Origin of the sequence: Streptomyces zagrosensis, assembly GCF_014203645.1 — a bacterium.
Classification (GTDB): Bacteria; Actinomycetota; Actinomycetes; order Streptomycetales; family Streptomycetaceae; genus Streptomyces; species Streptomyces zagrosensis.
In genome coordinates, this window is the sequence record NZ_JACHJL010000003.1 from 416,394 (window position 1) to 440,587 (window position 24,194).

Sequence of the window (24,194 nt, forward strand, 5' to 3'; positions counted from 1 at the left end):
CGGCCCGTTCGTAGAGTTCCCTGGAATTTTGGGTTCCGCGATCTCGTACGACCACACAAAGTCCGGGCTACGGTACAAAGCCCAGGTCATCCGCTGTAAGTGGCTCAGGCCAACCGCATATCGCTCCACCCCGCACCCCGCACCACGCGCCCGGCGCCCCGCGCCCGCTCCGCACGACGACGTGCGACCCGCGCAACCCCGCATAACCCCGCACAACCCGGCATCACCGCACGAGTACGCACCACTGCGCGCGACGCACCACCCGCACGACCCGCGTGAGGAACCCCGCATTCGCCTGCGGGAACCGCCCGCGCACCACGAGAAAGAGACCGCTGTGGCCTCCCCGCCCCCCTCCGCCTCAGCCGGCGCCGCTCAGACCGGCACCGCCCGCGCTGGCGCTTCCGCTCCCGGTGGCTCTGCCCCCGGTGCCCTCGGTGCGTCCGACGCCCCCGATGCTTCCGATGTCTCCGACGCTTCCGCCAGCCCCAGCGCCGATCGCGGAGGTCGGGCACACGCCGCAGGTCGGACAGGTGCCGTGGGCAAGGCAGGGCACGAGGGCGTCGAAGGGGGCGCGAGGCACGAGGCCAGCGACGCCCCCGCGGGACGCACGTCCACAGCGCACAACGTCACACCCGCCGCGCGCGCCGTCGCCACTACAGCGCACGCCGTCGCCAACACAGCGCACACCGTTGAACGGCGCCCCGGGCAGCGCCCCGCGCGGCTCGTCGTGCTGGTTTCTGGCTCCGGTACGAACCTGCAAGCGCTCCTCGACGCCATCGCCGCCGACCCCTCCGGATATGGCGCCGAGGTGGTGGCCGTGGGTGCGGATCGGGGCGGGATCGTTGGGCTTGAGCGCGCCGAGCGCGCCGGGCTGCCCGTGTTCGTATGCCGAGTGAAGGACCATCCGACCCGGGCGGAGTGGGACCTGGCGCTGACAGCCGCTACCGCCGCGTACGAGCCCGATTTGATCGTCTCGGCGGGCTTTATGAAGATCGTGGGCAAGGAATTTCTGGCCCGCTTCGGGGGGCGGCTCATCAACACGCACCCCGCTCTCCTGCCGAGCTTTCCGGGCGCCCACGGGGTGCGCGACGCGCTCGCGTACGGAGCGAAGGTGACCGGCTGCACCGTCCACTTCGTTGATGACGGGGTGGACACCGGCCCGATCATCGCCCAGGGCGTGGTCGAGGTCCGGGATGAGGACGATGACGACGGGGGAGCCGCTCTACATGAGCGGATCAAGGAAGTTGAGCGCAGGTTGCTCGTCGATGTCGTGGGGCGTTTGGCCCGTAACGGCTACCGCATTGAGGGACGAAAGGTAAGAATTCCGTGACCGTCGAAGGTACGAAGCGGCCCATTCGCCGCGCGCTGGTCAGCGTCTACGACAAGACAGGGCTTGAGGAGTTGGCACGCGGCCTGCACGCGGCGGGCGTCCAACTCGTCTCGACCGGCTCGACGGCCGCAAAGATCGCCGCGGCAGGAGTGCCGGTGACCAAGGTGGAGGAGCTGACCGGGTTTCCGGAGTGTCTCGACGGGCGCGTGAAGACGCTGCACCCCCGCGTGCACGCGGGCATCCTCGCCGACCAGCGCCTCGAAGCGCACCGCGAGCAGCTCGCGGAGCTGGGCGTCGAGCCGTTTGAGCTGGTGATCGTGAACCTGTATCCGTTCGAGGAGACCGTCGCCTCTGGCGCGGCCCCGGACGAGTGCGTGGAGCAGATCGACATCGGTGGCCCGTCCATGGTGCGCGCCGCCGCCAAGAACCATCCGTCAGTGGCCGTGGTCGTCAACCCGGACCGCTACCCGCAGGTGTTGGCCGCCGCGGCCGATGGCGGCTTCGACCTCAGTGTGCGCAAGCGGCTGGCCGCCGAGGCGTTCCAGCACACCGCCGCGTACGACACGGCGGTGGCGGGTTGGTTCGCCGCCGATTACGCGTCCGACGGCGCGGAGTTCCCCGGCTTCATCGGCGTCACGTACGAGCGTAAGAACGTGCTGCGCTACGGCGAGAACCCGCACCAGGCCGCCGCGCTGTACACCGGCGGGTGCGGTGGTCTCGCCGAGGCCGAGCAGTTGCACGGCAAGGAGATGTCGTACAACAACTACGTGGACACCGACGCCGCCCGCCGCGCCGCCTACGATCACGGCGTGGACCAGGCGTGCGTGGCGATCATCAAGCACGCCAACCCGTGCGGCATCGCCGTGGGCGCGGATGTCGCTGAGGCGCACCGCAAGGCGCACGCCTGTGACCCGCTCTCCGCCTTCGGCGGCGTGATCGCGGTCAACCAGCCGGTCACGCGGGCGATGGCCGAGCAGGTCGCCGAGATCTTCACCGAGGTCATCGTCGCGCCGAGCTACGAAGAGGGCGCGGTCGAGGCACTGGCCAAGAAGAAGAACATCCGCGTGCTGCGCTGCCCGGATGCGCCCAGCACCCCCGCGGAGTTCCGTCCGATCGACGGTGGCGGCCTCGCCCAGCTCAAGGACGTCTTCCAGGCCGCTGGCGACGCCCCGGCCAACTGGACGCTGGCCACCGGCGAGGCGCTGGATGCGGCCGGGCTCGCCGAGTTGGCGTTCGCCTGGCGCGCGTGCCGCGCGGTGAAGTCCAACGCCATCTTGCTGGCCAAGGGCGGCGCAACGGTCGGCGTGGGCATGGGGCAGGTCAACCGGGTGGACTCGGCGCGGCTCGCGGTGCAGCGGGCGGGTGAGGAGCGGGCGGCGGGCGCGTACGCGGCGTCGGACGCGTTCTTCCCGTTCCCCGATGGCCTTGAGGTGCTGACTGCGGCTGGGGTCAAGGCCGTCGTGCAGCCGGGCGGTTCGGTCCGCGACGAACTGGTCATCGAAGCCGCGAAGGCGGCGGGCGTCACCATGTACTTCACGGGCACGCGCCACTTCTTCCACTGAGTGTCGGCTCTCCCCTGAGCTTCGGTCACTTGCCGCTGGGCCCGGCCGGCCGCCGTCGAGCCTTCGGGGCTGCGGGCGGGTTACGTCGGGCCCCGCGGGGCCGCTGGGCCCGACGCGTTGCCCCGTCAGCTCCCGCCCCAGTCAGCTCCCGACCCCGTCAGCTCGCCGCACGCTCGCCGACCACGTACCCGCGTTCGCCGAAATCCATAGCCCGCATCGGGTTCAGCTCCCGCCGTCCGGCCGCGTGCCGGACCCTGGGGAGAACCGAACTCCGCTTATCCAGGAGGATGGGTCCATGACCGCCCAGATTCTCGATGGCAAGGCCACCGCCGCCGCGATCAAGTCCGCCCTCGTCGCCCGTGTGAAGGCGCTCCAGGCCAAGGGGCTCCAGCCCGGCCTAGGGACCCTGCTGGTGGGCGATGACCCCGGCAGCAAGTGGTACGTGGCGGGCAAGCACCGCGACTGCGCGCAGGTGGGCATCGCCTCCATCCAGCGCGAACTGCCGGACACCGCCACCCAAGAGGAGATCGAGGCGGTCGTACGGGAGCTCAACGAGAACCCGGAGTGCACGGGCTACATCGTGCAGTTGCCGCTGCCCAAGGGCATTGACACTAATCGGGTCCTTGAGCTGATGGACCCGCTCAAGGATGCCGATGGGCTGCACCCGATGAGCCTGGGCCGTCTCGTGCTCGGCGAGAGCGGCCCGCTGCCCTGCACGCCGTACGGGATCATCCAGCTCCTGCGGCATCACGGGGTGGAGATCAACGGCGCGCATGTCGTCGTCGTCGGGCGCGGCATCACCGTTGGCCGCTCGATTGGCCTGCTGCTGACCCGTAAGTCCGAGAACGCGACCGTCACCCTGTGCCACACCGGCACCCGCGATCTGTCGGCTGCTCTACGTCAGGCCGACATCATCGTGGCGGCTGCGGGCGTGGGCCACCTCATCAAGCCGGAGGACGTCAAGCCGGGCGCTGCGGTGCTCGATGTGGGCGTGAGCCGGGACGGCGAGGGCAAGATCGTCGGAGATGTGGCCCCCGGCGTCGCCGAGGTCGCCGGCTGGCTCTCCCCGAACCCGGGCGGCGTCGGGCCGATGACCAGGGCCCAACTCCTCGTTAACGTTGTCGAAGCCGCCGAACGCGCGGCGACCGGAGCGCAGGGCTGAGCCGGGAAGCCGGAGAGAGGGGCGGTCAGCCATGAGCGTGCACGCGAGCGGTGAAGGTGGCACGGGGCCGGCCGCGGCCGTGGCCATGTCGGAACCGCAACCGGGGCCGCGGGCCGGGACGCAGGCGCAGCGTCACTCCGGCTCGGGGCGCGGCTCACGCCGCTTTCCGTCGATCACCAGAGACACCGCCCGGCCCGAAGGCGGTGGCCGAGCGGCGGGTGGTCGGGCGCCGGCGCCCGCCCGGCAGTGGCCGCTGCTCACGGTCATGGCCGGGGTCGGTGCGGGGCTGCTGATCGTCGCCCTCGACGAGCACCGAGCCGGCACCCTGGTGATCGGCTTCTCGCTGCTGCTCGGGGCCGTGCTGCGCTGGATGCTGCCGTCTGTGGGGATGCTCGCGGTGCGGTCACGCTTCACCGACATGGTGACGTACGGGCTGCTCGGCACCCTGATCGTGCTGCTGTCGATGATGACGCAGCCGGACCCATGGCTTGAGCTCCCGTTCCTGGAAGACGTGGTCCACTTCACGGTCCGCTGAGGCGGGCTCGGGCGCTAGGCTGCCGGGCCCGCTGAGGCTGTCGGGGCCGTCGGGTCTGTCTGTCGGGCCTGAGACGGAGCGGTCTGAGGTGGCGTTCTGAGGTCCGCATCGCTGATGGGCTGAGAGCCGCTGGGCTGAGATCGCCGTGGAGTTGAGCTGACGTGCCAGGGCGTACGAGGCCGCAGTGTGACGGCAGCTCGCCCCCCACCCCCGTAGGAGGACAAGCCGCCGTTCGTTGCGCCCGGGCCAACGCTCGCTGGCGCCACGAAAGTGACGGCCACTGACGCGCGGCACAGCAGTGTCGCGCTGATGTCGTGGTCTCACGCTGGTGTCGCACTGGAGCGCGGGTTTGTTCCCGGTACGCGATCCGAACTGTGTACGAGCATCACCGCAGAGCCGGGGTGGATCAAGCGCAGGATGCGGGCTGTGGCCCAGAGGTGACTGTTCCGGTACGGCGTTGCAGTTATGCAACGAGACCGCTCCAAGCTGGCGTTTTCCGGCCGGGGTGACGGGCGGCGCGAGCACGGGCGGGCGCGTGAGCGCGGAGAGGCGACCGTCGCGTGGGTGCGTGGGTGCGTGGGTGCGTGGGTGCGTGGGTGCGTGGGTGCGTGGGTGCGTGGGTGCGTGGCGCGCGGGGGCGCGGTTACCGGTGGATGGGGGAGGCCGGCGGTGTGGGGCGGGCGGGTACGAGGGGCGGCGCGGGGGCCGGCGGTGGGGAAAGAGGCGCAGGGCGTGGCGGATGAGGCGCGGGTGGGGGAGCGTCGTCCGGTCCTGGGCGGGCAGGGCCAACTGATGTCGTACGCGAAGCGGTCCGACCTGCGCCGCTCCGATGCGCCCTGTATCCGGGAACTGTCATTCTTAAGAACAGCCTGCGCAGGGAGGGCCTACGGCCTGCGCAGGGTGGATGGACAGGGGCCGCAGGTGTCTCGGTGGGGACGAGACGGCGGAGCGGGCCAGACGATGGATGTCGGGGGATAGGGGGAACGATGCCTCGCTGGAGGGAGCTTCCGGAGGAACTCGATCCGCAAGTGCGCGAGTTCGTCGAACGGTTGCGCCTACTCGTGGAAGGCGGCGAGCTGGACATGGCCACGCTCGCCGACCGCACCGGCTACGGCAAACCGTCGTGGGAGCGCTATCTCAACGGCAGACTGCTGCCGCCCTGGAGCGCAGCGGAGGCGTTGGCCGGAGTAACCGGAGCCGACGCCGATCAGCTGGCCATGCTGTGGGAGTTGGCCGAACGCGCCTGGAGCCGGTCCGAGATGCAGTACGACGTCACGGTTGAGGCGATCCGTGTGGCGCGAGCGCGGGCCATCTTCGGCATGACGGCCAGATCTACCAAGAAGCGGCTCTGGGGCCTACGGGGCCCGGTACGCCGCCCGAAGGCGCCGACACGCAGGGCCATTCCGCCCCCGGCAGGCCCCCGTCCGAGCGGACCCGCGACCGGCTCAACCGTGTCAAGCGGAACCGCGACCGGAACCGCGCCGGAAACCGCAGTCGCGTCCGCGACCGAGCCGGGAGCCGGAACTGGCACAGGGCCTGGAAACGGAATCGAAGCCGGAGCCGGAGCCGGAGCCGAAGCCGGAGCCGGAACCGGAGCCGGAACCGGAGCCGGAACCAAGAACGGAACCAAGGCGGGAGCCGGCCCAGGCGCAGCCGAGCCCGGTGAGCCGGGGCCCGGCGCGGGCGTGGTGAGCAGTGGTACGAAAGCGGGCGCGACGAAGCGCATGGGTACAGATGTGGGCACGGAAACGGCAGGGTGCGGTACAGGCATGGATGGGCGTACGGGTACGCGCACGGGCGCGGACGCAGATACGGGCACGGGCACGGGCATAGGCACGGATACGGGCGCGGGGACTGACTCGGACGGGCCAGGCGTTACGGCAGGGAAGGGTACATCGGCCGGACAGCGTAGGCCGAACAAGAAGAGCATCCCGAACAGGCGCGGGGCACCGGGCAAGTGGCCAGTGCTCGACAAGCACGCTGCGCTGTCGGGCAACCAGGCGGTACCCGAGGGCAAAGCCGAGCCGGAGGAGCCGGTTGCGGCAGGAGAGTGGAATGCGCCGGACGGGAGTGGGGCGCCGGACGAGACCGGTGAGCCGGGAGGACGTGCTGAGCCGGGTGACGGGGCGGACGTGGCCCACCCCGGGCATGAGGCCGCCCCCGACCCCCTCGCACCTGACCACCTCGCGTTGGGTGGGCCGACTGCCGAGAGCGACACCTCGGGCGGGCGGGCAGTGGGCAACGGTGCGCGAGGTTCGGCCGTTGGCTCGTCAGCCGAGCGGCCCGCATGGCTGGTTGGGGCCAGTGGGTTGCCCGATCTGAACGCCATGCCGTACGAGGACGACGAGGCGCCGCCGCGACCCCGGTTGGCCTGGCCGCGCAACCTCGTGATGCCGACGCCGAGCCCGGTCATACCACCGTCCACCGCCCCCGGCACGCGCCTGCCGCGGAAGCCACGTCCGTACGTGCCGCCGGAGCGCGTGACGTTTCCGTACAAGCCAACCGATGCCACTGCCACCACCGCCACCACCGGCTCGCAGGGGGCACCACCGGCGCAGGCAACAGCCGCATCATCCGAGTCATCAGAACCATTAGAACCAGCCGCATCGGCCGTGCCCGGTGCCTCGGCCCCGGGAACCTGGGCCGGCGGGCCGATGGGTCGTGGTGGGCCCGGCTCCGCCACGGCCGGCCCTGCCGCGGCTGGCTCCGCGGTGACCGCAGGGCCCGCCTCGCCCGTCGCGACGGGTGGGCGGTGGCATCGGCTGGCGATATTCGCGGCGGGCGTCGTGAGCACGCTGCTCATCGTCGCGGCCGTGGTGGTGATCCTCGACCTGCGCGGCGGTGATGACCAGGCGAAGGGCCACGGTCCTACACCGTCGCCGAGCGTGAAACTGCCAGCGGGTGTGAAGTGCACGGGGGCGGCGTGCAACGGCAAGGACCCGGAGGCGATGGGGTGTAGCGGCTCGCATGCGAGCACGACCGCGGACGCCGTCGTCGGCACCGCGTATGTGGAGGTCCGCTACAGCAAGGTGTGTGGCGCGGCCTGGGCCCGGATCGCCCGAGCGGGTGCGGATGATGAGGTGAGCGTGACGGGAACGAAGAAGGGGGCGACGCGGGCCCCGGAGCGTACCCAGACGGTGGATGCGGATGGTGACGCCTACACCGCCATGGTGACCGTGCAGCCCGGGACGCTGGCCACGGCCTGTGTGACGCGGGCATCTGGTGAGCACGGGTGCACTCGCCGCTGACGAGCGTCGGTGATCAGTGTGGGCAGTCTTGACAGCGGCCCAGCGGCCCAGCGGAACGGCTAGTTGGCCCATTTGCCCCGATCCGTAGGGGGAATGCGTAGGGCCAGTGACCGTTCGGTGATGGTGTGAAACCGCAGAGCATGCGCACGCCGAAGCTGGGCAGGCGACTGTTAACCCCCCACGGGTACGGCAAGGTCGCAGGCGGCCGTTCGCGCTTCCCTCCTGGGCGTGAACGGCCGCCGCGGGCCACGCCGCGACCAGGAGCGCGGTGCCGGCGCCGAGGGTCGGCAGCCGCCCAGCCGCCCAGCCGCCCAGCCGCCCAGCCGCCCGGCGCGGCGCCCGCGCCGGCCCCCGTCCGTGAGCCGAACCGCGCCCTGCGCCACGCGTCCTTGCCGCGCAGTGGACCCAGCCCGGTCAGATGCCGACCGTCATCCCACCGATGTGCCGAACCGACGCCTTTGGGCAGGCGGGGCCAGTCGTCGCGCGGCCGGTGAGGTGGGACATACCGGGTCGCGGAATAGGCGTACGCCGCGTCGGATAGCCTGACGCCGTGTCTCTCGATACCAAGAGACCTCGGAAAATGGGCAGGGACACCCACCGCTAGCTCGCAGCAGGAGATCGCCATGACCCGCACTCCCGTCAATGTCACCGTTACCGGCGCGGCCGGCCAGATCGGCTACGCGCTGCTCTTCCGTATCGCTTCCGGTCACCTTCTCGGCGCGGATGTGCCGGTCAAGCTTCGCCTCCTGGAGATCCCGCAGGGCCTCAAGGCTGCCGAGGGCACCGCCATGGAGCTGGACGACTGCGCCTTCCCGCTGCTGCGGGGCATCGACATCTCCGATGACCCGAACGTGGCTTTCGATGGCGCCAACGTCGCCCTCCTCGTCGGCGCCCGCCCGCGCACCAAGGGCATGGAGCGCGGTGACCTGTTGGAGGCGAACGGCGGCATCTTCAAGCCGCAGGGCGCGGCCATCAACGCGCACGCCGCGGACGACATCAAGGTCTTGGTCGTGGGCAACCCGGCCAACACCAACGCGCTGATCGCCCAGGCCGCCGCGCCCGACGTCCCGCGTGAGCGCTTCACCGCAATGACGCGCCTCGACCACAACCGCGCCATCTCGCAGCTTGCGCAGAAGACCGGCGTGCCGGTCAGCGAGATCCGCAAGCTCACCATCTGGGGCAACCACTCGGCGACCCAGTACCCGGACATCTTCCACGCCGAGGTCGCGGGCAAGAACGCCGCTGAGGCCGTGAGCGACGAGCAGTGGCTGGCCGACACCTTCATTCCGACCGTGGCCAAGCGCGGCGCAGCGATCATCGAGGCCCGTGGCGCGTCCTCGGCCGCTTCGGCCGCCAACGCTGCCATTGACCACGTCCACACCTGGGTCAACGGCACCGCCGATGGCAACTGGACCTCCATGGGCATTCCCTCGGACGGTTCGTACGGCGTGCCCGAGGGGCTCATCTCCTCCTTCCCGGTCACCACGAAGGACGGTACGTACGAGATCGTGCAGGGCCTGGAGATCAACGACTTCTCGCGGACCCGTATCGACGCGTCGGTCAAGGAGCTGGAAGAGGAGCGCGAGGCCGTGCGCGGTCTCGGCCTGCTCTAAGTCCGACACCATGCGCACCACTCGCCACTCGCCTACCGTCACGTGCCATGCGTCACCGGCCATCTGCCATCTCGTCCCGTGCCGTTGCGCACGAGATGAACAGGGGCTGTGCTGCCCGATGCGGTAAGCGGAGGATGAGCCCCAGCGGGGGCTGACCTGAGCGAGAACCGAAAGGCCGTTCCCCGGTCACGCACCGGGGAACGGCCTTTCGTCATATGAACGTCTGGCCATCCGGGAAGAGATGGCGAAGTTATCCACAGGTTTGTTCGCTGACTGTGGCGGTGCGTCAGTTTCCCTTACGGTGAAGGCAATTCACGCAATCCTCGGGGGGACGCATGAATCAGGACAACTGCCCACGTGCGCATGCGACGGCACCACCACCTCGCTCACCATCGTCCGGCCCCGTCAGTGGCCCACCCGAGCCGGATCAGTCCAACTCCACGGCCACTGCGACCACCTCACCGCCAGGTGCGGCCTCCCCGTCGCCGAGTGGGGCCTCCCCCGCGGCAGCACCCCTGGCCGGTGCAGCGCACCCCGCCACCCGTACCACCGGGGCGCCCGTGCCCGATCCCCGCGGGCCCCAGTTGCCCGGCTCGCCCGGCGGCCGGGCGCCCCGGCGCGCGGGCTACGCGGACAGCGAGGCCACTCGGCTGCTGTGCGCCGGCACCTACCTGGACGACGCCTTCCGGGACGCCATCGTGCAGGAGTTGTACGTCCACGAGGAGCGGGTCGTGGCGCCCTCGCTCGGCATCGACGCATCCCGAGTCCTGGCACATGCGCTGCGGGCCCGCAGGATGGAGTCGGGCGCGGCGCTGCTGCTCGTTGTGCTGTGGCTGGCCCTGCTCCTCGCCACCCCGTTGCTCGGCGCCCTCTTTCTGCTCGCCTGTGTCCTGGTGGCCTGTGCCTCGTGGGCTGGAGGACGCTCCTACGGGCCGGTGAAGACGGACTATCCCGGTGCCGACGCCACCCAAGAGCGGCGCCGCCGGATAACGATCATCTTGTGGCTGTTCAGCGGCATGCTGCTCGTGCTGTACGCGATCATGCTCATCGGCGTGACCGCCATGGGCGAACGGACGGTTGATCCCGGCATCGGCATGGTCGGCATGGTCGGCGCGAGCGGTGGTGTGCGGCTCTACGAGGGTTGGGCCGGCCTGGTGGTCCCGCTGGCGATGGCCGGAGTGATTCTGTACCGGCGCCACCAGGTCATCGGCGCGCTCACGGTGGAACTGTCCCCCGAGACGTTCGCCAGGCCGGAGCCGGATGTGGCCGAGCAGTACGAGGGCACACGGTTTCGGCGCGTGCGGGACCTCGTCAACCGGGAACAGCACTCGCCGCTGATCATGTACCACGCGCAGCATCCGTTTCTCGGCGCGGGCAGCCCGTACGAGCCCTGGACCCTGGCAGTCCAACTGCGGCCACGGGAGGGGCAGGAGCAGACGCGGCTCGACAACCGTGTCGTGCTGGAGAAGGTCGCACCACTGGTGACCAAGCTGCGGGTGCCCGCGGCTCAGGGGCCGCCACACCTCCCCGTCGAAGTGCGCGACCGGTTGCGCGGCCTGGAGCTTGATGAGTGTGTGTTTGTACAGGCCGAGGGGTTGCGGCAGCGGTCGGCCGCGCCCTACGGGCCGGGGGAGTTCACGCGCCAACAGGCCGAGGCCGTCGAGGAAGGCGGTGAGACCCGCCGGCATTTCCTCCGCATCCGCGTCGGAGCCTGGCGCGAGGAGGTTGTGGTCACCGTCTTCGTGCGGGTGCACACCCAAGGCGGCATGCTGATGCTGGAGTTCGCGCCGCACGTGCTGCGCCCGATCCGTCCCGCCTTCCGCGCCATTGACCGCATCGCGGACTCCGCCCGGCGCAGCCGGGCTGCCGGCAGGGTGGTCTCGGCCTTCCTGGAGATGCCAGCGGCGGCGGGCCGGGCGTTGCTCTATCCGTTCCGCCAGGTCGCGTTCGCCTGGCGGATATATGTCGGGGCCTATGACCGGGCGGTGCCGGATGGGCCATGGGCGTCGGTGCGGGAACTGGGCAGCGACCAGAGCGCTTCCCGCTTCCAGGAGATGGACGTCAGCCGCTACCTCAAAAGCGTGGAGGACCGGGTGGCGGGCGGCGTCCGGCAGGCGCTCGCGGAGGCGGGCTGGCAGACCGGCGAGTTCGAGCAGAAGGTCATCAACGTCAGCGGGGGCGGCGTCTTCATCGAGTCGGCGCGCGACAGCGCCATCGGCATCGGCGACAACCACACGATCAGCAACGTCAGGCCCGCCCCCGGCGTGGGTCTGGGTGGCGGCGCAGGAGGGGACGGCAATGCGACCGGCTGACGCGGGGACGGCACGGGCCCCGGCGATCACGTGCCAACCGCAACCCTGGCGACGAGGATCGGGGCCGCGGCGACCCGGGCGGTGCTGACGGATTGCGTGCGAGCAACGCCGCGAAAGGTGACGATCGGATGGCAGCGGTTTGGACCGCGGCGAGTTCGGACCAGCGGTTCGGACAGCAGCGTCACGGATGACGGCGGTTCGGGCGGCACTGACGTGGATGACAGCGGTACGGGACAACGGAGGCACGGCCCACAGCGCCACGGATGACGGCGGTTCGGATGGCAACAGCGTGGACAACAGCGGTTCAGACGGCACCGACGCGGAAGGCAACGACGTGGAAGGCACCGACTCGCACAACACCGACTCGCACAACACCGGCTCGGGCGACACCGGCTCGGGTGATGCAGGGAGCGCCAGCGCGGACGCAGGCACCGGGAGCGGTTGGCGAACCGGCTCCATCCGGCTCGGCAATGTGCACAACAGCGCCGTGGGCATCGGCAACCACCACCACATCGAGACCGTCCGGCACGAGGCGACGCCCCGCGACCCGGCGTACGAGCGGCTCTCCGAGGCGATCCAGCAGCTCGGGGAGGACCTGGCGCGAGTCGTGCCAAGTTCCCAGACCGTGGCGCTCGCCGATGAACTGTCCGGCGCCCAGGACGAGATCCAGCGCACCGGGCAGGCCAGTCCCGGCCGGCTCGCCAGGTTGCGGACGCTGCTTCAGGACGCCAGTGCCAGCATCGGCATGCTGGCCTCCGGGGTGGCGGTCGGCCAGGCGATTGGACCACTCATCGGGGGCTGATCGCGAGGCCGAGCAAGGTCCCCGCGGGCTGGGACCGGCGCTCGCGATGCCGTGACCTGACGTGACGTCAGGAACGGCGTCAGGAGCGGTTGCCAAGCGCTGTGGAGGAGGTGAAGCTGTGCGCACGGTGGGCGGTGGCACGAGCCACATCAACGGTGTAGGCGTCAACGGTCAGCCTGCCCGTGGACGCCTTGAGCACCATGAAGCCGTGCTGGGAGAAGTCCTGCCAGCGCGCTGGGTGGTTGTCGTGCGCCGCGCCGTCGCCCTTCTTGCCCGCGGCCCCGCTCACGATCTGTCGGGTGCCCCGGGAGCGCTTGGTGGGCTCCAGGATCTGCTGGGTGTGGTCGTGCCCGGACAGAATGAGGTCGGCCCGGCCGCACACCACCTCCTCGTACAGCTCTTTCAGGTGCACGCCGCTGGTGTAGTGGCCGATCGTGAAGCCGTCGTAGGAGCCCGCGCTGCCGTGCTTGCCGTTGTTCACATACGGGTGGTGGCCGATGACGATCTTCCAGGTGGCGCGGGATGCGGTGAGTGCCGAGTCCAACCAACGGCGTTGCTCACGCATGTACGGGCCGTCCCACCGGAAGTACGGGTCGAGCTGGGTGACGGTCGAGGCGACTGGGTTGGTGTCCAGTGCGAAGAACTCCACCACGGGCGCAGCCTTGCCGCTGCTCCCCGCGGGCAGCGCGGCCGAGTAGTAGCGGGCGGGCATGTGCCAGCGGCGGGACGTCGTCGCGTACGCCACTTCGCGGTCGCCGCGCGAGGGGTCACCGCCGCTGCCGGGGATGAGTCCGGAGCAGTCGTGGTTCCCGAGGACCATCAGCCACGGTACGTCGATGCCGGCGTTGGGCCGTTCGAACTTGGTGTCGAACTCGTCATCGTGTGCGGACTCGGGTCCGTTCTCATAGAGGTTGTCACCCAGGCCGATGGCCAGCCCGACGCCCTCGGTGTGGCACACCTGCTTGGCCGCCTTGGCCACGGCGTACTGCGCCTCGTTGCCGGTGCCCGCGTCGCCGGTGACCAGCACCGTGTACGAGCCCTGCGGCCCCGGCCTGGTGGGGAGCGGGAATTTTTGGACGGGAGCGCCGCTCGCCGCCCGTGCCGCCTGCGGCAGCAGGGCCAGCGCGGCGGCCCCGGCCACCGCGCCGCCCAGCATGGTGCGCCGGCCCACGCCCGTTCCCACGCCTCCCGTGCTGCCTCCGGTGACGGGTGCCGGTGCCGGCCGGCCGGTGGTGGTGATGCCGCCATCGAGGTCCAGCCACTGCCTCTCGGTGAGGTCGGGGCGCGGTGGGGTGTATTCGTCATCGCACATGTCAGGTTTCTCGCAGGTAACTTCTGCGCGCTGGTGGAGGTCCGACGAACACCGTGTGAAGGTCTGCGGTCTGTGCCGTAGGCACGTACGAGATGAGGTGGTGGAGATGACCGGTCAGAACGGGGGGCCGCGGTGGGACGAGGCCGCACAACGCTGGGTCGGCCCCGGTACGGAGCCCGTGACCCCGGTACGCCGAGCTGTTCGGCCGCCCGACCCGAACCGTGGCGCGGCCCTGGTCGCGGCCCTGGCCGTCGTGGTGATCGGTGGCATCGGGGTGGGCGTGTGGCAACTGGTGAGTGATGGTGACGACGGCAAGGGGGGTGGAAAGGCGGGTGGCGCGAGTACCTCGGAGTCGGTGGACCAGCAGAGCCCGCAGGCGTCATTGAGTGACACTTGGCCGGGTGGCTCCACGGACTCCGCCGGTGTGAACGGCACGGGCGGTACGGACATCCCCACTGCTCCGACCGCCTCACCTAGCGCGCAGACGCCGCCCGTTGGGTACAAGGAGACGCGCGACCCGGAGGGTTTCGGGGCCTATGTGCCCGACGGCTGGGAGCGGGAGAAACGCTCCAACGGTGTCTTCTACACATCGCCCGACGAGTCTGCCCTCATCCAGGTCTTCGCACTGCCGCCGTCCGCCAACACGCCGACCCCGCTGGAGGCGTTGGCGGAGACGGAGCGCTCCCTGAGCAAGGAGCGCGACTCCTATCAGCGGTACCGACTAGAGCGCGTCGGCTCGACAGTGGGCGGCACCGCACTCGGAAGTGCGGACCCCGGCGGCGGCACCCTCCCCGCTGGCGCCGACGCGGAACTTGAGTACGGGTACGTGAGCGACACGGCCGGGCCGCGCCGCGTCATCGACCGGGCGTTCACGGCCGAAGACGGCAACCAGTACGCCATCTTGGTCATGGGCCCGGCGTCCGCCTGGCCGGAGCAGGTGGACCAGCTGCGTACGACCTTCGAGTCATTTTGCCCCGAAGGGCACTGCGTCACGGGCTGAACTCCCTTGGTTTGACGGGCATCCGGGTGTCTCGCCCGCGGCTCGGAGGTCGCGCACTCCAGCCCCACCACCCCCGCCCCGAGGTACGCCTACGGCCTGGCCCGGGGCGGTGCGACGGGCCAGGCCGTAGGGGTTCGGTGGCGCGCGGGCGCTGACCGGGGACACGGCCACCAGGAGGGTGCCCGACGAGCACGCGAGGGTTACACCTTCTCGAACGCTTTCTCGATCTTGGCTACGTCGAGGGCCTGGTCCGAAGGTGGCGGCGTGGGGGATACGGGCTTCCCGTAGTCGCTCATCTCCGCTGTGCCGGACATACCGCCGCCCTCTTCGACGATCTTCAGCGGATACGGCGTGCCGGTGGCCGAGACGTACACGGTGACCTTCTCGTCGGCATTGGCGCCCGAATCGATGATCGGCACGACGAGTTGGCCATCGATGTGTGTCGGCTCGCCCTTGGCCAGATGTCCGATCGGGCCGTCCTGTGACGTCATGCCGGTTTTCAGGGACGAAAGGCTGCACCACTCGGCGAAGGGCGCCAACATCTTGTGATCCTTATGGCCGTAGAGATAGCGGCCCTTGAACAACTCGGCCACGGCGCCGCCGCTTGTGCCCGAGCGCTCGCGCGACTTCCAGTACTGCTCGTTCGGCTTCACCCAGAGCTGTTCGCCAACTTCGATCACTCGCATTTGGGCTCCCCGGCCGTCGTCGATGGTGCCGACGCAGTCGCCACCGCTGCCGCGGGTTAGGTCGGTCCGCAGGGTCGTGGTGCCGGTCGTCTCGCTCGTCTTCACGCGCAGGGATACGGCTTTGCGGAGCACATCGATCGACGTGTCGTAAATCTGCTGTGCGGTCAGGTCGGCCAACTCGTTCCTGGGCTTCGGCACCGAGTGGGCCCAGCTGTCACCATCCCCCCTTCCCAAGCCACAGCCGGCGACTGCTAACGCCGCAACCGCACATGCCATCGCAGCGAGCACGCCGCACTTCCTCGTCATCACGAGGCCCCATCCCTTAATTGATCAACTAGGGGAATTTAACAGCAATTTGCTAGGCAAAGCAGGGTAAATCTGGCCACGCGGATGAGGATGATCGCTTTCCATGGGCGGTAGCGCCGACCTTCGCACTGTTCGGGGAGAGGTTTGTGTTGCTGGTGTGACTAACGGTGGAACGTTTCCGCGCAGTTGGGGTACGGGACCGACGCGCCGACGATCGCACCCGCGACGGCGGCGACCCCGGCCCGCTGCCAGTTGCCGACTCGGACTGGCAGCCCCGCAGGGCCCGGGCCCGTCGCTAAGACACCGATGGCCTGGCCCGTAGTGATGCGACGGGTCAGGCCATGGAGGCGCGTCGGCGAGCGGCGGGTCGCTCAGCAAGCGCGGTCGTGAGCAGTGCATCGGCGCCCGGGGCGCCGCTGGAAGAAGCGCGGCCGTGCGGAGCGATGCCCGCAGGCGCTCCACGTGGCGCTGCCCGTAGACGGTGTCCGCAGACGTTTCGCAGCCGTTCCGTAGGAGCAGCGCGGGCGCGAAGAGGCAAAGGGCAGGGGTGCGCGCGGGGTTACTTCGCTGCGAACTGCTCTTCCAGCTTTGCCACGTCGATGACCTGGTCCTTGGGCGGCGGCGTCGTGGACACCGGCTTCTCGTACTCGCTCAACTCCACCGTGCCGGGCTCGCTGCCGCCCTTGGTGACGATCTTCAGCGGGTACGGGGTACCGGTGGCGGCGACATAGATGGTCTGCGTCTCGCCGGAGGCCTCGCCCGGGCCGGAGAGCGGCACGATGAGTTGGCCGCCGAGCGTGATCGGCGCGCCCTTGGTGAGCTTCTTCTCGGAGGCGTCGTCCGATTTCATGCTCGCCTGCATCGCGGACAGATCGCACATGTCGGCGTTGGCCTTGAGCATCTCGTCGGACGTGGTGCCGTAGATGTACCGGCCCTTGAACAACTCGGCCGCCGCCGCGCCGTCCTTGTCGCCCGCGACGTCGGGCTGCTTCCAGAACTGTTCGTTCGGCTTCATCCAGACCTTGTCGCCGGCCTTGATGAGCTCGGAACTAGCACCCTGGCTCACGCCCACGGTGCCGTTGCAGTTGCCCTTGTTGTCCAGGGCTATGTTCATGCGAAGGGCCTGGGCGCCGCTGCCCTGATCCATCTTCATGCGCAGGGACGTGGCCTTGAGGAGGGCGTCCTTCGCCTTGTCCGATATCTGCTGCGCGCTGAGGTCGGCCAACTCGTTCTTGGGCGCTGCTTTCTTGCCGTCGCCGTCCTCGCTGCCACAGCCCGTGACACCCAGCACCGCGACCACACACGCCGTCGCGGCCAACATGCCGTATTTCCTCGTCATGGCGAGATTCCTCCCCCTCGGTTGTCTTGCGGGAGGGAATTTATCAGTTCTTTACTGGGTGAAGCTGTTCAAGTTTGATTACATTAAGTGATGTAAGCCACTTTCCTTGAATGATGATGCATACATTCGCGCCCTCCGGGGAGGGGTTCCGGTTGCTGGCATGACCAGCAGTGAAGCATTTCAGTGCACCGGAAGGTAGAGGCAACGTGTCGGCGACCGAGACCATCCATATTGACGGAGCGTGGCGGGCAGCCATGTCTGGCGCCCAACGCGAGGTGCTTGACCCGGCAGATGCGACCATCCTCGCGCTGGTGGCCGAAAGTGATGCTGCGGATGCGGATGCGGCCATCTCCGCGGCTCGTCGGGCCTTCGACTCCGGCCCCTGGCCTCGTACGCCGGTCGGCGAGCGTGCCGCGCTACTGCGCCGGGTCGCCGACCTCCTCCAGCGGGACCGCGAGGCGATCGCGCTGACCGAGAGCCGGGACACCGGCAAGACCTTGGCGGAGGGCCGGGTGGACGTCGATGACGTCACTGCCGCCTTCCGCTACTTCGCCGACCTGGTGATGATCGAGAGCGGCGGCCGGGTCGTGGACGCGGGCAGCCCCGAGGTACATAGCGTGGTGGTGTACGAACCGGTGGGCGTCTGCGCTCTGATCACCCCGTGGAACTACCCGCTGCTTCAGGCGAGTTGGAAGGTCGCCCCGGCGCTGGCCGCGGGCAACACCTTCGTCATCAAGCCCAGCGAGATCACCCCGTTGTCCACCGTCCACCTGATGCGGCTGCTCGCCGAGGCCGGGTTGCCGGCCGGTGTCGCGAACCTGGTGACCGGCGCCGGCGACCCGGTGGGCGCGCGGCTGTCCGAGCATCCGGACGTGGACCTCGTCTCCTTCACCGGTGGCCTTGCCAGTGGGGCGAAGGTGGCCCAGGCCGCCGCGCCCACCGTCAAGAAGGTCGCCCTCGAACTAGGCGGCAAGAACCCCAACGTCGTCTTCGCCGACGCCTGCGCTACCGAAGAGGGCTTTGACACCGCCGTGGACCAGGCGCTGAACGCGGCGTTCATCCACAGCGGGCAGGTCTGTTCGGCGGGCGCACGCCTGATCATCGAGGAGTCCGTGCGGGATCGTTTCGTCTCCGAACTCGCCCGTCGCGCCGAGCGGATCAGGCTCGGCCGTGGCACGGAGGACGGCGTCGAGTGCGGCCCGCTCGTATCCCAGCAGCAGTGGGACAAGACGCAGGCGTACGTGGCCTCCGCGCTCGCCGAGGGCGCGGCCCTGCGCTGCGGCGGCGGCCAGCCCGAGCCCGCCGCGAACCGCCCGGCCACCGGCTACTTCTTCGCCCCCACCGTGCTCGACCAGTGCCACCGCGAGATGCGCGTGGTGCGCGAGGAGACCTTCGGGCCCATCCTCACCGTGGAGAGCTTCCGTACGGAGGATGAGGCGGTGGCGCTGGCCAACGACACCGAGTACGGGCTCGCGGGCGCCGTGTGGAGCTCGGATGCGGGCCGCGCGCGTCGGGTCGCCGGACTGCTGCGGCACGGCACCGTGTGGATCAACGACTACCACCCCTACCTGCCGCAGGCCGAGTGGGGCGGATTCGGCAAGTCCGGCGTGGGGCGCGAGCTCGGCCCCTCGGGGCTGGCCGAGTACCGCGAGGCCAAGCACATTTACCAGAACCTAAGCCCCCAGCCCGTCCGCTGGTTCGCGGGTTGACGCCGGTCGCGGCGGGTCGGTGCCTGCCGTAGCGGGCCGGCGCCCGCCGAAGTGAGTTGCCGCTTGGCGCTTGCCGCTTGCCGCTTGGCGCGACGGGCCGGCATCTGCCGTAGCGGGACCAATGGCTGCCGCGCCGGACCGACACTTGCCGCAGCGGTCCGGCGCCCGTCCCCACGGGCGCGCGTCAACCTGCCCGTGCGCAACCTGCCCGCTCACGTCCCACGTTCACGCACGTACCTTGCAAAAGGAGCGACCTCCCATGCCCGTATACGACTACGTCGTCGTCGGCGGCGGCACAGCCGGCTCGGTGATCGCGTCCCGGCTGACCGAGGACCCGGACGTCACCGTCGCCGTCATCGAGGGCGGCCCCACCGACATCGACCGCCCCGATGTGCTCACCCTGCGCCGTTGGCTCGGCCTGCTCGGCGGTGACCTTGACTACGACTACCCCACCACCGAGCAGCCACGCGGCAACTCGTACATCCGGCACAGCCGCGCCAAGGTGCTCGGCGGTTGCTCCTCGCACAACACGCTGATCAGCTTCAAGCCGCTGCCGGGTGACTGGGATGAGTGGGCCGCGGCCGGGGCCGACGGGTGGGACGCGGAGTCCATGGACCCGTACTTCTCCCGGCTGCGGAACAACATCGTGCCCGTGGACGAGAAGGACCGGAACGCCATCGCCCGCGACTTCGTCGCCGCCGCCGAGGCAGCCCTGGACGTGCCGCGCATCGAGGGCTTCAACAAGGCGCCGTTCCACGAGGGTGTGGGCTTCTTCGACCTGGCCTACCACCCGGAGGACAACAAGCGCTCCTCTGCCTCCGTCGCCTATCTGCACCCGCACATCGAGGCGGGCGACCGGCCGAACCTCACGCTGCTCCTGGAGACGTGGGCGTACCAGGTCGAACTCGATGGTGACCGGGCGACCGGCGTCCGGGTCCGTACCAAGGACGGCGCGCAGCAGCTCATCGAGGCAGCGCGCGAGGTGTTGGTGTGCGCCGGCGCGGTGGACACTCCGCGGCTGCTGATGCACTCCGGTATCGGCCCCCGGGGCGACCTGGAGGCGCTGGGCCTCCCCGTCACCCACGATCTGCCGGGCGTCGGCGAGAACCTGCTCGACCATCCCGAGTCGGTCATCGTGTGGGAGACGGACGGCCCGATTCCGGAAAACTCGGCAATGGACTCGGACGCCGGCCTGTTCCTGCGCCGCGACCCGGGCTCGCGCGGCCCCGACCTGATGTTCCACTTCTACCAAATCCCGTTCACCGACAACCCGGAGCGGCTCGGCTACGAGAAGCCCGAGCACGGCGTGTCCATGACCCCCAACATCCCCAAGCCGCGCAGCCGTGGTCGTCTCTACCTCACCAGCGCCGACCCGAACGTCAAGCCCGCGCTGGACTTCCGCTACTTCACCGACGAGGACGACTACGACGGCCGCACCCTGGTGGACGGCATCAAGATCGCCAGGCAGGTCGCTCAGCAACAGCCGCTGGCCGGTTGGCTCAAGCGGGAGGTGTGCCCCGGGCCCGAGGTCACATCGGACGAGGAGATCAGCGAGTACGCACGTAAGGTCGCGCACACCGTCTACCATCCGGCCGGCACCTGCCGCATGGGCGCCGTCAGCGACGAACTCGCCGTGGTGGACCCGGAATTGCGCGTGCGAGGGTTGCGCAATCTGCGCATAGCCGACGCGTCGGTCTTCCCGACGATGCCTGCTGTGAACCCGATGCTCGGTGTGTTGATGGTGGGCGAGAAGTGCGCCGAAATGCTGGTACGCACCCGCACACCGGGAGGTGAGGCGTGATGAACACCAACGACCCCGCGCAGGTGCCCGGGCAGCAGTCAGCCGCCCCCGCGCAGGTGCCCGGAAAGCAGAGCGCGAAGCAACCAGGCCAGGCGGCCGAAGCCACCTCCCCGCACGTCTCGACCCCTCCCGCATCGGCGGCCTCCGCGGCGACCTCGGTCTCTCCGGTGTTCTCCGTACGCGAGTTGTGGAAGGTCTTCGGGCCGCGGGCCGATCGGATACCCGGCAGCCCCGAGGCCCACTTGCCCGCCGCGGAACTGCGCGAGCGCACCGGCTGCACCGCCGCTGTTCGCGGCGTCAGCTTCGACGTCCACCAGGGCGAGGTGTTCGTGGTGATGGGCCTGTCCGGGTCCGGAAAGTCCACCTTGGTGCGTTGTCTGACCCGGCTCATCGAGCCGACCAGCGGCAGCATCGGCATGGATGGTGAGGACGTGCTCGCCATGGACCGCACCCGGCTGCGCGACCTGCGCCGGCACCGTGCCGCCATGGTCTTCCAGCACTTCGGACTGCTGCCGCACCGCTCGGTGCTCGACAACATCGCGTACGGGCTCGAAATCCAAGGCGTCCGCAAGGCGCAGCGACGCGCCAGGGCCGCCGAGATGGTGGCCAAGGTCGGCCTTTCCGGCATGGAGCACCGCCGCCCGGGGCAGTTGTCCGGCGGTCAGCAGCAGCGCGTGGGGCTGGCCCGCGCGCTCGCGGTCGATCCCGAGGTGCTGCTGTTCGACGAGCCGTTCAGCGCCCTCGACCCGCTGATCCGGCGCGATATGCAGGAGGAAGTCGTCCGCCTGCACCGCGACGAGGGCCGCACGATGGTCTTCATCACCCACGATCTGAGCGAGGCACTGCGGCTCGGCAGCCGGATCGCGCTCATGCGCGACGGCGAGATCGTGCAACTGGGCACGCCCGAGGACATCGTGGGCGCCCCGGCGGACGACTATGTACGGGACTTCGTCCGCGATGTGCCGCGCGAGCAGGTGCTCACCGTGCGCCGCGCGATGCGCCAGGCTCGCGACGGCGAGGCCGGCCAGGGTCCGGCGCTGGCGCCGGGCGCCACCGTGGCCGAGGCCATCGAGGCCGTGGCCCGCTCCGGTGGCCCGGCCCGGGTGATGGACGCCGGCCGCTGCCTCGGCGTGGTCGATCACGCCTGCCTGCTCGACGTGGTCGCGGGCCTGGACCGGGCCCCGCAGCCGAGCCCAGATGAGCGTACGGACGCGGACGGGAGCGCGGGAAGGCGCGCGGGCGCGCGGGAGAGCGCGAAGGAGGACGGGGGCGCGGACGGGCGTGCGAACGAGGCGCCCGACGAGTGTGCCGACAAACCCGCGCCCGGCGGGCAGCAGCCCGGCAGCGATGAGGCGGTGACGGCATGACCCGTACCCGCTGCCCCCGTACTGTCCCTGCCAGCTCTGCCCGTTCTGCCCGTTCTGCCAGCCCTGCCGCCGGCACGGCCATGAGTCCCCGCCTCACCGCGGCCCGTGCCGTCTCCATCGGGGGCCGCGTATGAGTACCGCCACCGCGCCCGCCACCGGGCCCACACCGACTGCCGCGGACGGCGACAAAGGCGGCAGTATGCGCGCCCTGATCCGCCATCGAGGCGTACGGAAGCTTGCGGTGCTTGCCGTGCTGGCTGCCGTGTTGGTGCCGCTCGCGCACGCCAAGTGGGCCAGCGGAAGCTGGCCGTCCGCATTGACCGTCGATCTGACCGACCCACTGACCGACGTCAACGACTGGATCATCGACAATCGCGACAGCCACCCGCTGTTCGTCTACTTCTTCGGGCACATCAGCAACGCCATCGTGTTGTCGGTACGCGGCGTTTACCTCGTCCTCCTCGCCCTTGGCTGGGTCGGCGTCACCGCCGCCGCTACGCTCGTCGCCTGGCGCGTCGCGGGTGCGAAGACCGCGCTGACCAGCGCCGTGTCGTTCGCGCTGTGCGGGCTGCTCGGCATGTGGGTGCCGACCATGCAGACGCTCGCGCTGATGGTTGTCGCGGTGGCGCTGTCCATCGCCATCGGCGGGCTGCTCGGCCTGGTCGGCGGCCTGTCCGAGCGCGCCTTTCGGGTGCTGCGCCCGGTGCTCGACACCATGCAGGTGCTGCCTGCCTTCGCGTACCTGCTGCCCGTCGTTTTGGTCTTCGGGATCGGCGTGCCCGGCGCGGTGCTTGCCACCGTGATCTACGCGGCGCCGCCGATGGCCCGTCTGACCGCGCTGGGGCTGCGCGGCGCCGACGCCGAGGTCCTGGAGGCCGTTGACTCGCTGGGCGCGGGCCGCTGGCAGCGCCTGGTGACCGCCCGGTTGCCGCTGGCCCGTAAGGAGCTGCTGCTCGGCGTCAACCAGACGATCATGATGGCCCTCTCGATGGCCGTCATCGCCTCCATGATCGGCGGCGGTGGCCTCGGTGACCGCGTCTATCAGGCGCTGTCGTCCGTCGATGTCGGGGCCGCGTTGGCCGCCGGCATCCCGATCGTGCTGTTGGCCGTCGTCCTTGACCGTACGACCGCGAACGCCGGCGCACGCTCCGGCGGCACCCCCGTGGCCCCGCGCTGGCTGCGCGGCCTTGATGGCTGGGTGGTCGCCGCTGCCCTGGTGGCCGGACAGCTCGCGGACTCGCTGACCTGGCCGAAGAGTTGGACGGTCGAGATCGCGAAGCCCGTCAACGACGCGGTTGACTGGATGACCGATCACCTCTATTCGGGCGTACCGGCGATCGGCGGCACCGCCGACTGGGCCGGGCACTTCACCTCCTGGGTGCTTGATCCGCTACGGGACGGGTTGCAAGGACTGCCGTGGTGGGCGGCGCTGCTGATCGTCGCCGCGTTGGCGTGGCTGATCGGCACCTGGGGCACGGCCCTGACCGCCGTGCTTGCGCTGGCTGCCATCGGAGTGCTCGGCGTCTGGGACGAGTCGATGAACACCCTCTCCCAGGTCCTTGCGGCCGTCGCCGTCACCCTCGTCATCGGCTTCGCCACCGGCATCGCGGCGGCCCGCAGCGCGCGTGTGGAGCGGCTGCTGCGGCCCGTCCTCGATGTATTCCAAACAATGCCGCAGTTTGTGTATCTCATCCCGGTGGTAGCGCTGTTCGGCGTCGGCCGTGCCCCGGCCGCTGCCGCCGCCATCGTGTACGCGCTGCCGGCAGTCATCCGGATCACCACCCAGGGGCTGCGCCAGGTGGACCAGGCGGCGATCGAGGCCGCACGATCCCTCGGCGCGACCCGGGGCCAGCAACTCCGCCAGGTCCAACTCCCGCTCGCCAAGCCATCGCTGCTGCTCGCGGTCAACCAGGGCGTGGTCCTGGTGCTCGCCGTGGTCATCATCGGCTCGTTGGTGGGCGGCGGGGGACTCGGCTACGAGGTGCTGCTGGGCCTGGCCCAGGGGGACCTGGCCACCGGTCTTGTCGCAGGCGCGGCCATCGTGTGCCTGGGCCTGATGCTCGATCGCGTGACGCAGCCAACCGGCCGCCGCGCACGGAAGGGGGCCTGA

The 24,194-nt window shown here is 70.0% G+C and carries 16 protein-coding genes; 13 read left to right on the plus strand and 3 right to left on the minus strand.

Translation table 11 applies throughout. The features are described 5' to 3' along the window. Positions 1–727: 727 nt before the first annotated feature. The 8 genes from purN (at position 728) to FHS42_RS38550 (ending at position 12,564) form a co-directional block, all read left to right on the plus strand. A complete protein-coding gene (gene purN, locus FHS42_RS08620) occupies positions 728–1,330 on the plus strand; it encodes a phosphoribosylglycinamide formyltransferase (protein WP_184570778.1) in 603 nt (200 codons plus the stop codon). Then, positions 1,327–2,892: a bifunctional phosphoribosylaminoimidazolecarboxamide formyltransferase/IMP cyclohydrolase gene (gene purH / locus FHS42_RS08625; RefSeq protein ID WP_184570487.1), complete on the plus strand. Its 1,566-nt coding sequence runs from the start codon at positions 1,327–1,329 to the stop codon at positions 2,890–2,892. Before purN ends, purH begins: the two co-directional genes overlap by 4 nt. Positions 2,893–3,187: 295 nt before the next feature. Further along, positions 3,188–4,054 (plus strand): bifunctional methylenetetrahydrofolate dehydrogenase/methenyltetrahydrofolate cyclohydrolase, encoded by an 867-nt coding sequence (locus tag FHS42_RS08630; RefSeq protein ID WP_184570489.1) that lies wholly within the window; start codon positions 3,188–3,190, stop codon positions 4,052–4,054. A gap of 31 nt (positions 4,055–4,085) precedes the next feature. Then, positions 4,086–4,589, plus strand: coding sequence for a DUF3017 domain-containing protein (locus FHS42_RS08635; protein WP_184570491.1), 504 nt, complete (start codon positions 4,086–4,088; stop codon positions 4,587–4,589). A gap of 986 nt (positions 4,590–5,575) precedes the next feature. After that, positions 5,576–7,837, plus strand: a complete 2,262-nt coding sequence (locus FHS42_RS38545; RefSeq protein WP_184570493.1) for a helix-turn-helix domain-containing protein — start codon at positions 5,576–5,578, stop codon at positions 7,835–7,837. A gap of 623 nt (positions 7,838–8,460) precedes the next feature. Next, entirely contained in the window at positions 8,461–9,450 is a 990-nt protein-coding gene (locus FHS42_RS08645) for a malate dehydrogenase (RefSeq protein WP_184570495.1), read from the plus strand. A 560-nt stretch (positions 9,451–10,010) separates the two neighbouring features. Further along, positions 10,011–11,762: an AbeC-like domain-containing protein gene (locus tag FHS42_RS08650; protein WP_312866775.1), complete on the plus strand. Its 1,752-nt coding sequence runs from the start codon at positions 10,011–10,013 to the stop codon at positions 11,760–11,762. 187 nt (positions 11,763–11,949) lie between these two features. Next, the gene (locus FHS42_RS38550) at positions 11,950–12,564 is read left to right on the plus strand and encodes a hypothetical protein (protein ID WP_312866776.1); all 615 of its coding nucleotides are present in this window, start codon (positions 11,950–11,952) and stop codon (positions 12,562–12,564) included. A gap of 79 nt (positions 12,565–12,643) precedes the next feature. On the opposite strand, the gene FHS42_RS08660 is transcribed toward FHS42_RS38550, so the two are convergent. Continuing rightward, positions 12,644–13,876 carry a metallophosphoesterase gene (locus FHS42_RS08660; RefSeq protein ID WP_184570497.1) on the minus strand — a complete coding sequence of 411 codons (1,233 nt, stop codon included), beginning with the start codon at positions 13,874–13,876 and terminating at the stop codon, positions 12,644–12,646. Positions 13,877–13,982: 106 nt separating this feature from the next. Here FHS42_RS08660 and FHS42_RS08665 point away from each other — a divergent pair, with 106 nt between their 5' ends. Beyond that, a complete protein-coding gene (locus FHS42_RS08665) occupies positions 13,983–14,876 on the plus strand; it encodes a serine/threonine kinase C-terminal domain-containing protein (protein ID WP_221476229.1) in 894 nt (297 codons plus the stop codon). A 200-nt stretch (positions 14,877–15,076) separates the two neighbouring features. Here the strand turns inward: FHS42_RS08665 and FHS42_RS08670 are convergent, their stop codons facing one another. Both FHS42_RS08670 and FHS42_RS08675 read right to left on the minus strand, forming a co-directional pair. Further along, a complete protein-coding gene (locus FHS42_RS08670; RefSeq protein ID WP_184570499.1) occupies positions 15,077–15,760 on the minus strand; it encodes a hypothetical protein in 684 nt (227 codons plus the stop codon). A gap of 667 nt (positions 15,761–16,427) precedes the next feature. After that, a complete protein-coding gene (locus tag FHS42_RS08675) occupies positions 16,428–17,207 on the minus strand; it encodes a hypothetical protein (protein ID WP_184570501.1) in 780 nt (259 codons plus the stop codon). A 206-nt stretch (positions 17,208–17,413) separates the two neighbouring features. Between FHS42_RS08675 and FHS42_RS08680 the strand changes: the two genes are divergently transcribed. The 4 genes from FHS42_RS08680 to FHS42_RS08695 all read left to right on the plus strand — a co-directional run bounded on the left by FHS42_RS08680 (position 17,414) and on the right by FHS42_RS08695 (position 24,194). Next, positions 17,414–18,916 (plus strand): aldehyde dehydrogenase family protein, encoded by a 1,503-nt coding sequence (locus FHS42_RS08680; RefSeq protein WP_184570503.1) that lies wholly within the window; start codon positions 17,414–17,416, stop codon positions 18,914–18,916. Positions 18,917–19,175: 259 nt separating this feature from the next. Next, the gene (locus FHS42_RS08685) at positions 19,176–20,717 is read left to right on the plus strand and encodes a GMC family oxidoreductase (protein WP_184570505.1); all 1,542 of its coding nucleotides are present in this window, start codon (positions 19,176–19,178) and stop codon (positions 20,715–20,717) included. Next, the gene (locus FHS42_RS08690) at positions 20,717–22,084 is read left to right on the plus strand and encodes a quaternary amine ABC transporter ATP-binding protein (RefSeq protein WP_184570507.1); all 1,368 of its coding nucleotides are present in this window, start codon (positions 20,717–20,719) and stop codon (positions 22,082–22,084) included. The genes FHS42_RS08685 and FHS42_RS08690 overlap by 1 nt, the downstream gene beginning before the upstream one ends. 130 nt (positions 22,085–22,214) lie before the next feature. Further along, positions 22,215–24,194 (plus strand): ABC transporter permease, encoded by a 1,980-nt coding sequence (locus FHS42_RS08695; RefSeq protein WP_184570509.1) that lies wholly within the window; start codon positions 22,215–22,217, stop codon positions 24,192–24,194.

Coding starts and splice junctions, on each gene's coding strand:
- FHS42_RS08675 (WP_184570501.1), bottom strand. CDS start 17,207: ATGACGAGGAAATACGGCATGTTGGCCGCGACGGCGTGTGTGGTCGCG.
- FHS42_RS38545 (WP_184570493.1), top strand. CDS start 5,576: ATGCCTCGCTGGAGGGAGCTTCCGGAGGAACTCGATCCGCAAGTGCGC.
- FHS42_RS08695 (WP_184570509.1), top strand. CDS start 22,215: ATGAGTACCGCCACCGCGCCCGCCACCGGGCCCACACCGACTGCCGCG.
- FHS42_RS08645 (WP_184570495.1), top strand. CDS start 8,461: ATGACCCGCACTCCCGTCAATGTCACCGTTACCGGCGCGGCCGGCCAG.
- FHS42_RS38550 (WP_312866776.1), top strand. CDS start 11,950: ATGACGGCGGTTCGGGCGGCACTGACGTGGATGACAGCGGTACGGGAC.
- FHS42_RS08635 (WP_184570491.1), top strand. CDS start 4,086: ATGAGCGTGCACGCGAGCGGTGAAGGTGGCACGGGGCCGGCCGCGGCC.
- FHS42_RS08660 (WP_184570497.1), bottom strand. CDS start 13,876: ATGTGCGATGACGAATACACCCCACCGCGCCCCGACCTCACCGAGAGG.
- FHS42_RS08685 (WP_184570505.1), top strand. CDS start 19,176: ATGCCCGTATACGACTACGTCGTCGTCGGCGGCGGCACAGCCGGCTCG.
- FHS42_RS08630 (WP_184570489.1), top strand. CDS start 3,188: ATGACCGCCCAGATTCTCGATGGCAAGGCCACCGCCGCCGCGATCAAG.
- FHS42_RS08690 (WP_184570507.1), top strand. CDS start 20,717: ATGAACACCAACGACCCCGCGCAGGTGCCCGGGCAGCAGTCAGCCGCC.
- FHS42_RS08665 (WP_221476229.1), top strand. CDS start 13,983: ATGACCGGTCAGAACGGGGGGCCGCGGTGGGACGAGGCCGCACAACGC.